2 protein-coding genes are annotated in these 920 nt (G+C 52.8%); one reads left to right on the top strand and one right to left on the bottom strand.

The window, feature by feature from the left end; translation table 11 throughout:
• Positions 1-78: 78 nt before the first annotated feature.
• Positions 79-441: a helix-turn-helix domain-containing protein gene (locus tag JJB97_RS18165; protein ID WP_238715484.1), complete on the bottom strand. Its 363-nt coding sequence runs from the start codon at positions 439-441 to the stop codon at positions 79-81.
• A 176-nt stretch (positions 442-617) separates the two neighbouring features.
• Here JJB97_RS18165 and JJB97_RS18160 point away from each other — a divergent pair.
• A partial coding sequence (locus tag JJB97_RS18160; protein WP_238715482.1) for a CHC2 zinc finger domain-containing protein occupies positions 618-920 on the top strand: 303 nt, incomplete at its 3' end.

Here is a 920-nt window from a genome sequence, read left to right as displayed (position 1 = left end):
CCATATCAACTACTCCTGTTAGTTGGTTGTGGTCAGCGGCAGGGATGAGGTGCGAACTCACTCCTGCCGCGTTCAGTGTTAACGTCTGTTGTTTATCCCTAAAGCCTGCTCTACCATCGACTTCTTAACAAAACTGTCCAGCACGATGATTAACGCCTGTTGATCGGAATCCGGCAACTGATCTGCCTTCTGCCACAGGGAATGGAGTGTGTGGTTGCGGATCTTAACGTCTTCCGTCATCGCCTTGCGGCCAACCAGTTCGTCCAGTGTCACCTGCAACACGTCGGCAATCTTAATCACCGTATCCAGATGAGGCGCGGAAGCCCCTTTCTCCCAGCGGTTGTACGCTCGCGGGTCAACACCAAGCAGTTCTGAAAGTCGTACCTGGCTCAGGTTACGGGCTTCGCGCAACAGGCGAAGGCGCTCTGCAAATGCTGTCATATCCATACCTGCACACAATGAAGTTATAGGGTTCATTGTATGGCCTCCTTTTTAGTTACCTGTTGCAAATCCCATGTTATATAGATATTGTTATCTACACAAGTGTCTATTGACGACTATTTAACAGGAAANCTACACAAGTGTCTATTGATGACTATTTAACAGGAAACAGCGTTATGGCAAGGATGACCCCGGCAGAGCTTGAGCAGCTTAAGCGTGATGTGTCACTGGTTGCGGTGGCACAGTCGCAGGGCCACCGGCTGGCAAAACGGGGCAAGGATGTGGTGCTGTGCTGCCCGTTCCATCCTGATAAAACGCCGTCCTGTGTTATCACGCCCGCCAAAAATCTGTTCCACTGCTTCGGCTGCGGCGCTGCGGGTTCCGTGCTCGACTGGGTGCAGAAAACAGAGCGGCTCACGTATCCGCAAACCCTCATCCGCCTGCGGGATCTGGCCGGATCGTCCGGAGTCCCGCAGACT

Source organism: Tenebrionibacter intestinalis (genome assembly GCF_016632365.1).
Taxonomy (GTDB): domain Bacteria; phylum Pseudomonadota; class Gammaproteobacteria; order Enterobacterales; family Enterobacteriaceae; genus Tenebrionibacter; species Tenebrionibacter intestinalis.
The sequence above is the reverse complement of the archived record's forward strand: the minus strand, read 5'-3'. Positions and strand labels throughout refer to the sequence as shown.